The sequence below is a fragment of the Sphingopyxis sp. P8 genome, assembly GCF_020622175.1.
Lineage (GTDB): Bacteria > Pseudomonadota > Alphaproteobacteria > Sphingomonadales > Sphingomonadaceae > Sphingopyxis > Sphingopyxis jiangsuensis.
Map to the genome: position 1 here is coordinate 1,400,220 of NZ_JACNMK010000002.1, position 7,162 is coordinate 1,407,381.

The following is a 7,162-nucleotide window of genomic DNA, read 5'->3' on the forward strand; positions in this document are numbered from 1 at the left end:
GGGGAGAAGCCATGATCATCGACGCCCACCATCACCTTTGGAAAGCCGATCGCGGAGATTATCACTGGATGTCGCCCGACCTGCCGGTGCTGGCGCGGGATTATCTGGTCGACGACATCGCACCGCTGCTTCGAAAGGCCGGTGTCGACCGGACGATATTGGTGCAGGCAGCGCAAACCGAAGCAGAAACCGACTTTCTTCTCCAAATCGCAGAGGAGACCGATTTCATCGCCGGGGTAACGGGCTGGCTTGATCTGTCGGCGGATGATTTCGAGGCGCGTTTCGCCCACTATCGTCGACATCCCAAGTTCGTTGCGATACGACCGATGCTGCAGGATATCGACGACGACGCGTGGATCCTCCAGCCGTGCGTCGTCCGCAACCTCGAACATGTTGCAGAGAGCGGCTTTCCCTTCGAGTTCCTGACCTATCCGCGTCACCTTCCGCATGTCGTGGCGGTGATGCGCCGGGTGCCTGCCCTCCACGCGGTTATCGACCATCTGTCCAAACCGCCGATCGCGTCGGGGGTGATCGATCCGTGGGCGGCCGCAATGGCAGAGGTTGCCGCATTTCCTAATTTGTATTGTAAACTGTCGGGGATGGTCACCGAAGACGATCACGGCCAGTGGTCGCCCGCGAGACTTCGACCCTGGATTGCGGAAACCGTTCGGCTGTTCGGTCCGAGCCGGATCATGTTCGGCAGCGACTGGCCCGTCTGTCGGCTCGCGGCCGAATATGGCGAAGTCATCCACGCCTTGCGCTGCAATCTCGAGACGCTCCTTGAACCGGCGGACATGGAACGGGCATTCGGCAGCAACGCGATCGAATTTTATCGGCTGAACCTGTCATGACGGGCGTTGCTTTCATCGGCGCCGGAACCGTCGCCAGCCTTTATGGCCAAGCCTTTGAGGCTGGCGTCAACGCCCGTTTCTGTGGAGCTTTCGATCGCGATCCAGGCGCGGCTGCCCTGATGGCCGAGCACCTAGGCGGGCGAGCTTATGCCGGCGTGGAGGAACTGCTCGCGGATCCGGCGGTCGACGCCGTGATCGTGATGACCCCGATCGAAACGCATTATGCAATTGCAATGCAGGCATTGTCCGCGGGCAAGCATGTCCTTCTCGAAAAGCCTGTTGCAACGACCGTTTCCGAAATCGACGCGCTCGACCAGGCGGCGCGGTCGCGCGGGCTGGTCTGCATGCCTGCGCATAATTACATCTACAATTCCACGCTCCAGCGCGCTCACCGACTGGCCCGCGACGGGAAGCTCGGCAATATCGCAAGCTTCTGGATGCTCTACAATATCGCGCATTCTCCCGATGTCGCGCGCCGCTATGGCGGCGTGCTCCGCGCTGTGGGAATTCACCCCATCTACACGATGCTTTATCTGGTTGGTCGCCCGGTGCGCGTCAAAGCCGCGGCCTCGCGGCTCGCCTCGCGCGGGTTGCCGTTCGAGGATCAGGCGATGATCACCTGCGAGTTGCCGGGCGGAGCGCTCGCCAACCTGTGGGTCAGCTTTGCCGCCTCCGATGTGGCGCGCGATCCCTGGACAATGACGTGCAAGTTGATCGGCGACGGCGGCGCGGCCAGTTTCAGTTGGAATGATACGCTTTGTTCCGACGAGGGCGGACCGGCATGGGGAATTCCCGAATATGTCGAGAGCTTTGCGGCAGAGCTCGAGCATTTTGTCGGCGTCTGCATCGCGCGCGGGGCGCCGCCGCTCTCGACGCTCGCCGACGCGCGAACCGCCCAGCGCATAATCGAGGCAGCCGAAAGGTCGATCGCAAACGATGGACGCTTCGAGTTCGTCGACGCCGACGGCGACGACCCAAGCTAATATCAGGAGACAGAAATTGGGCATTGGTATTTCGGCCCCCTATCTGACGGGGGTGTTCCCGGTCGCGCCGACGATTTTCAGCGAGAGCGGCGAACTCGACATCGAAGGTCAAAAGCGCGTCCTCGATTGCATGATCGATCAGGGCGCCGACGGCATTTGCATCCTCGCCAATTATTCCGAGCAGTTCGTTCTGTCGGACGGCGAACGCACGCGCCTTGTCGATCTCTGTCTTGACCATGTGGCCGGGCGCGTGCCGGTGATTGTGACCTGCAGTCATTATTGCACGGCGATCGCCGCCGAGCGCGCTGGCATGGCAGCTGCAGGCGGAGCGGCCATGGTGATGTTGATGCCTCCCTATCATGGCACCGGCCTCAAGGTTGCTTCTTCTGAAATCGTCGAGCATTTCGCTGCAGTGGCGAAGGCGGCGCAGATTCCGCTGATGATACAGGACGCCCCCCTCAGCGGCGTTGAACTCGACGTGTCCCTGTTGGTGCGACTTGCTTCCGAGATTCCGCAGGTGCGCTATTTCAAGATCGAAGTGCCCTTCGCTGCCGCGAAGTTGCGCAGCCTGATCGCCCAGGGCGGCGACATCATCGGCGGGCCGTTTGATGGCGAGGAGTCGATCACCCTCATGGCCGATCTCGACGCGGGCGCGACCGGCACGATGTGCAGCGCATTGCTCCCCGACCTGATCCGCCCTGTCGTCATTGCCCATCGCGAGGGCAGACGGTCCGAGGCGGCGGCACTCTATGCGCGCATCTTGCCACTGATCAATTACGAGAACCGGCAGTGCGGACTCCGCGCGGCGAAGGCCGTGCTGAAGGAAGGGGGCGTTATCCGGACCGACAAGGTGCGCCACCCGCAGGTGCCGCTCCATCCGGGCACGCGCGGCGGACTCCTTGAATTGGCTCGGGAAGCCGACGTCCTCGCGCTTCGCTGGGCGAACTGACACTTATTGGAAGGATTGAGCGTGTCGCAATACAGAAACTATATCGCCGGCGAGTGGAGTTCGAGCGACCGGCAGACGGTCAATGTGAATCCGTCGGACACCAACGACATTATCGGCGAATATGCACGCGCCTCGCGCGACGACGCCGAGCGCGCGATCGCGGCCGCCCATGCAGCCTTTCCCCGCTGGTCGCGACAAAGCCCGCAGGTTCGCAGCGCCGCGCTGAAACATGTCGGCGACCAAATTCTCGCGCGAAAGGAAGAGATTGGCGATCTGTTGGCGCGCGAGGAAGGAAAGACGCTGCGCGAGGCAGTGGGCGAAACGGTGCGCGCGGCGCAGATATTCCATTTCTTTGCGGGCGAGGCGGTGCGGCTCGTCGGCGATCATCAGCCGTCGATCCGTGCCGACATCGATGTCGAGGTGCGCCGCGAGCCACTTGGCGTTGTCGGGCTGATTACGCCATGGAATTTCCCGATAGCGATTCCCGCGTGGAAAATTGCCCCTGCGCTGGCATTCGGTAACTGCGTCGTCTTCAAGCCGGCCGAACTCGTCCCCGGCTGTGCCCATATGCTCGCGGAAATCATCGCCCAGACCGGGATCGATCCGGGCGTCTTCAATCTGGTCATGGGAAGCGGCGCCGAGGTGGGCGCGGCCTTTGCAGAAAGTCCGCTGGTTCGTGGCCTTTCCTTTACCGGTTCGGTCGGGGTTGGACGCGTGATCGCGGCCAATTGCGTCACCGGCGAGCCGATGAAAAGGTTCCAGCTCGAAATGGGCGGAAAGAACGCCTTGATCGTCACCGACGACGCCATGCTCGACACGGCCGTCGACTGCGCCATTGACGGCGCCTTCTATTCGACCGGTCAGCGTTGCACCGCCTCCTCTCGGATCATCGTGACGCGCAAGATCCACGCGGCCTTTGTCGATGCGATGAAGGCGCGCATGGAACGGCTTGCCGTTGACGATGCGCGCAAGGAGGGCACCGATATCGGGCCCGTCGTCGACGAACGGCAGCTCGGACAGAATCGCTCCTACATCGATATCGGCGTCAACGAAGGCGCGACGCTGCTCGGCGGCGGCGAGTTGCTCGAACGCGGTGCGCCTGGCCACTATATGGCACCCGCGCTCTTTGTTGGCGTCGACCCAAAAATGCGTATCGCGCGCGAAGAAATATTCGGTCCGGTCGCATCGGTCATCGAGGTTGCCGATTATGACGAGGCACTTTCGGTCGCCAACGATAGCGAATTTGGCCTTTCGGCCGGCATTTGCACGACGAGCCTGTCGACTGCGCGTCATTTCCTGCGCAATATCGAGGCGGGAATGGCGATGGTGAACCTTGCAACCGCGGGAGTCGATTATCACGTCCCCTTCGGCGGCACGAAGGCCTCCTCGTTCGGCGCGCGCGAGCAGGGGCGATACGCCGCCGAATTCTACACGACGGTCAAGACGGCTTACGTTGCTGGGTGACGAGGCGCGGCCCGGAGGCATGTGTCTCCGGGCCGTTCAACCTCTTTCACGGCTCGGTCAGAAGGTGCGCGGCGGCACGTGCGAGAGTATCCAATAGCGAAACTCGTTAATCTCGCCCTTTGCCGAGCCACGATATTTCACTTTGATACGCAGCCGGTTCTTGCCTTTCGTGAGCGCGGCGGGAATCTCGAACTCGGTGTCGACCCACGCTTGATCAGCCGTTGCAGCCGCGCTTTGAACGACGTGCCACGGGCGTTCGACTTGTACGCCATCGACATGGACCTCGGCGGTCTGTACGCCGTTTCCAAGGCGGGAGATCAGCCGGCGCAGCTTGACGCCGACATTGGCTGGATGAACGGCGACGGTGAACTCGCTTGCGCCATTGAAGGCGCGACCTTCGTCGAGGAACGTGTTCGCCGCGACATTTTTCTCATAGCCGTCATAGCTGCTGCGAACTTGCCCGGTCCATGTTTGCCCTTCGATGCGGTAATCATGCGCGCGTTCGGACGCTTCGAGCCCGACATCGACCATGTCGGTCTGCTGGATCCCGCGCGGCGACAGGCCGGCCTTGTAATAATAGAATACCGTCTCAACGGCGCCGTTCGAACTGCGAAACAGCTTCGAATACTCATAGTTCGTGCGAATTTCGTCCTCGAACACATAAGGGTCGCTGATATGGAGCCGGTAGGCGCCTTGATACCCGTTGACGACGCCGCCCCAAAGCGGCTGCCGATAGGCGGCTCCGGCCCAGCCCTGATTATGATCGTCTTCGGTCCCGTCGCCGTGAATCTGCGGGCTGCGATTGCCGTCGATATAGGTGAACTCGTCGCCATCCATCGCATAGCCTTCGGAATAGAGCGTGCGCCCTACCACATGGCCCAACCCCTGCTCGCGAAAGGCTCTGGCATAGAGGCCGTCGCCCTCGTCACGATCGCGCGTCAGCCGGGCGGAAAAATAGCCTGCTTCGCCTTCGACATATTTTACCTGATTGCTTTCGTAGATCGATCCGCTCGCCGTGATGACGATTGGCTGACCGCTGTCATTGACGATCTCGATCTTGGCAGAACGCCAGAAGGGCATGGGCCAATAACTGTAAAAAGTTCCGTTTTCGCCGTCGAAGCCGAAGAGCAGATTCCGCATCGTTCGCGACGGGACCGACGCGCCGGTCGCAAAATCGGCTCCGCCCCCCCCAAAGAATGATGCCAGCGGCATATCGACGGCTGGACGGTTGCCATCCCAGCTCATCCGGATCCGCGTTTTGAAGAATGTATCGCGATCATAGGGAGCGAGCTTCAGTTTCAGCGACGCTATCGCGGCAGCACCTGAATGTTCGAAAATGGTGGTCGCCTTGCCAGGCTCGATTGCGACCTCGCGTTCGGCGATTGCGCTGTTCTTCGGGGCCTTCGGCTCTTCTCCCAATTGCAACCATTGGCGCTCGATCCGGCCGGTCACACCGCGTTCGGGCGACCAGCTCGCGACTGTCGTACCAACCGGATAGAGCAGATAGGTGAACTGGTACCAGCTGCTGGAATCGATCCCGAGATTGGCGCGATATTCGTCGCTGGGGATGAAGGTTATCTTCAGCCGCCTGGCAAAAGGCAGCGACCGATACTGGACGCCGAAGAGCGGGCCGTCATCCGGGGTCGGGATCGGTAGTCCGATATCGGCGTCGGCCCAGTTTCCGGTGAATGACAGCGGGCCGCCAAAACGGCCGGACTTGCCCTGGAACATCTCGGCCACCGACACATCGATGCGCGGGTTTTCCTCGTCGTCGAAATAGTAGCGCAGGCGCGACGAAGCCGCGCCCGGCTTGAGGACGAAGGCATGTCCGGCGAATGCCGACCAGATATTGAACTGCTGGCGCTGAAGCGCGCCGGGGCCGTAGGCGTCGAAAATTACGTCCTCGCCATTCTCATCGACATATTTGACGAAGGACTTGCGATACTCGCCATCGCGGTTCCCCCCTGTTGGATCATAGGATGAAAATTGGAGGCTTTGCGTGCCTGCGGGATAGAAATAGGGAAGCAACTCGATCTCGGCGAGCCGCTGATCTCCTGTCGAGGGGACAAGCTGGTTCTCGGTCCCGGATTTCGCCGGCGAGGGAATAGGCGCGGCAAGCGACGGTACCAAAAGCCAGGCTGCCAGTCCGCGACGAATTGCAGGATTCATTGATCGACACCTTTACGAATGCGCCCGATCTGGCGAGGCGGGTGCAATGAGACGGCGGAGTTGCATCCGACTCCAGCGCCAAAGTCCAACAAATTTGGCTTTTCATCGTCTTTTGAACGCAAAAAACCACTTGGCCCTATTCGATGCTCATGTTTTATAGCCGAAAACGGACGGCTCATGCAATGCATCTTTGAATGTTGGGTGCAAAAAGCTATCTGGGTTCATGGCCGGCTTAGGTCTGAGGTGACAGAGCGCCAAAGCCGTCCGATACTCGTTTCCAGCTGGCGGCAAAACGGGGGGCAAGTTAGCCGTGGCCTGCCGCATCAGATATTGTGCAAGCGCCTTCACCGCGTCGGCGGACCCACTGTTGCGTACTTCAAAAAACTGCGCGCCGGATGTCCGCGTAAGCCGATGGCGCGGGAGAAGGAAACGTCCTCCACTACTCACTACCGAACTGTTCCCACTAGGGTCAGGACCCATTGATTTGCGGTGACGGCTGTGATTCAGGCTTGGGGTGAGGAGCCTGAATGATGAGTGATTTGTATTGGCTGACGGACGAGCAGATGGCGCGTCTTCAGCCGTATTTCCCGAAACGCCATGGCCGCGAGCGGGTCGATAGTCGACGGGTTTTGAGCGGGATCATCTTCGTCAACCGCAATGGGCTCAGGTGGCGCGATGCGCCGAGGGAGTATGGCCCGGCGAAGACGCTTTATAATCGCTGGAAGCGGTGGAGCGACAAAGGCATC

Annotated in this window: 6 protein-coding genes; 5 read left to right on the top strand and 1 reads right to left on the bottom strand. The window is 60.8% G+C overall.

What is annotated here, in order from left to right; translation table 11 throughout:
- Nucleotides 1-11 precede the first annotated feature (11 nt).
- The 4 genes from H7692_RS15055 to H7692_RS15070 are packed head-to-tail and all read left to right on the top strand — an operon-like array spanning nucleotide 12 to nucleotide 4,247.
- The gene (locus H7692_RS15055) at nucleotides 12-851 is read left to right on the top strand and encodes an amidohydrolase family protein (protein ID WP_222137322.1); all 840 of its coding nucleotides are present in this window, start codon (nucleotides 12-14) and stop codon (nucleotides 849-851) included.
- Nucleotides 848-1,834, top strand: a complete 987-nt coding sequence (locus tag H7692_RS15060) for a Gfo/Idh/MocA family protein (RefSeq protein WP_227340451.1) — start codon at nucleotides 848-850, stop codon at nucleotides 1,832-1,834. Before H7692_RS15055 ends, H7692_RS15060 begins: the two co-directional genes overlap by 4 nt.
- 16 nt (nucleotides 1,835-1,850) lie before the next feature.
- Nucleotides 1,851-2,783, top strand: coding sequence for a dihydrodipicolinate synthase family protein (locus tag H7692_RS15065; RefSeq protein ID WP_201927361.1), 933 nt, complete (start codon nucleotides 1,851-1,853; stop codon nucleotides 2,781-2,783).
- A 21-nt stretch (nucleotides 2,784-2,804) separates the two neighbouring features.
- Nucleotides 2,805-4,247 carry an aldehyde dehydrogenase family protein gene (locus H7692_RS15070; protein WP_222137323.1) on the top strand — a complete coding sequence of 481 codons (1,443 nt, stop codon included), beginning with the start codon at nucleotides 2,805-2,807 and terminating at the stop codon, nucleotides 4,245-4,247.
- Nucleotides 4,248-4,304: 57 nt separating this feature from the next.
- Here the strand turns inward: H7692_RS15070 and H7692_RS15075 are convergent, their stop codons facing one another.
- Entirely contained in the window at nucleotides 4,305-6,416 is a 2,112-nt protein-coding gene (locus H7692_RS15075; protein WP_222137324.1) for a DUF2961 domain-containing protein, read from the bottom strand.
- A 530-nt stretch (nucleotides 6,417-6,946) separates the two neighbouring features.
- Here H7692_RS15075 and H7692_RS15080 point away from each other — a divergent pair.
- Nucleotides 6,947-7,162: transposase (locus H7692_RS15080; RefSeq protein WP_227340488.1), on the top strand; the 216-nt coding region annotated here is incomplete at its 3' end.

Excerpts from the sequence above, each read along its gene's own strand:
- H7692_RS15055 (WP_222137322.1), top strand. The coding sequence starts at position 12 with ATGATCATCGACGCCCACCATCACCTTTGGAAAGCCGATCGCGGAGAT.
- H7692_RS15075 (WP_222137324.1), bottom strand. The coding sequence starts at position 6,416 with ATGAATCCTGCAATTCGTCGCGGACTGGCAGCCTGGCTTTTGGTACCG.
- H7692_RS15060 (WP_227340451.1), top strand. The coding sequence starts at position 848 with ATGACGGGCGTTGCTTTCATCGGCGCCGGAACCGTCGCCAGCCTTTAT.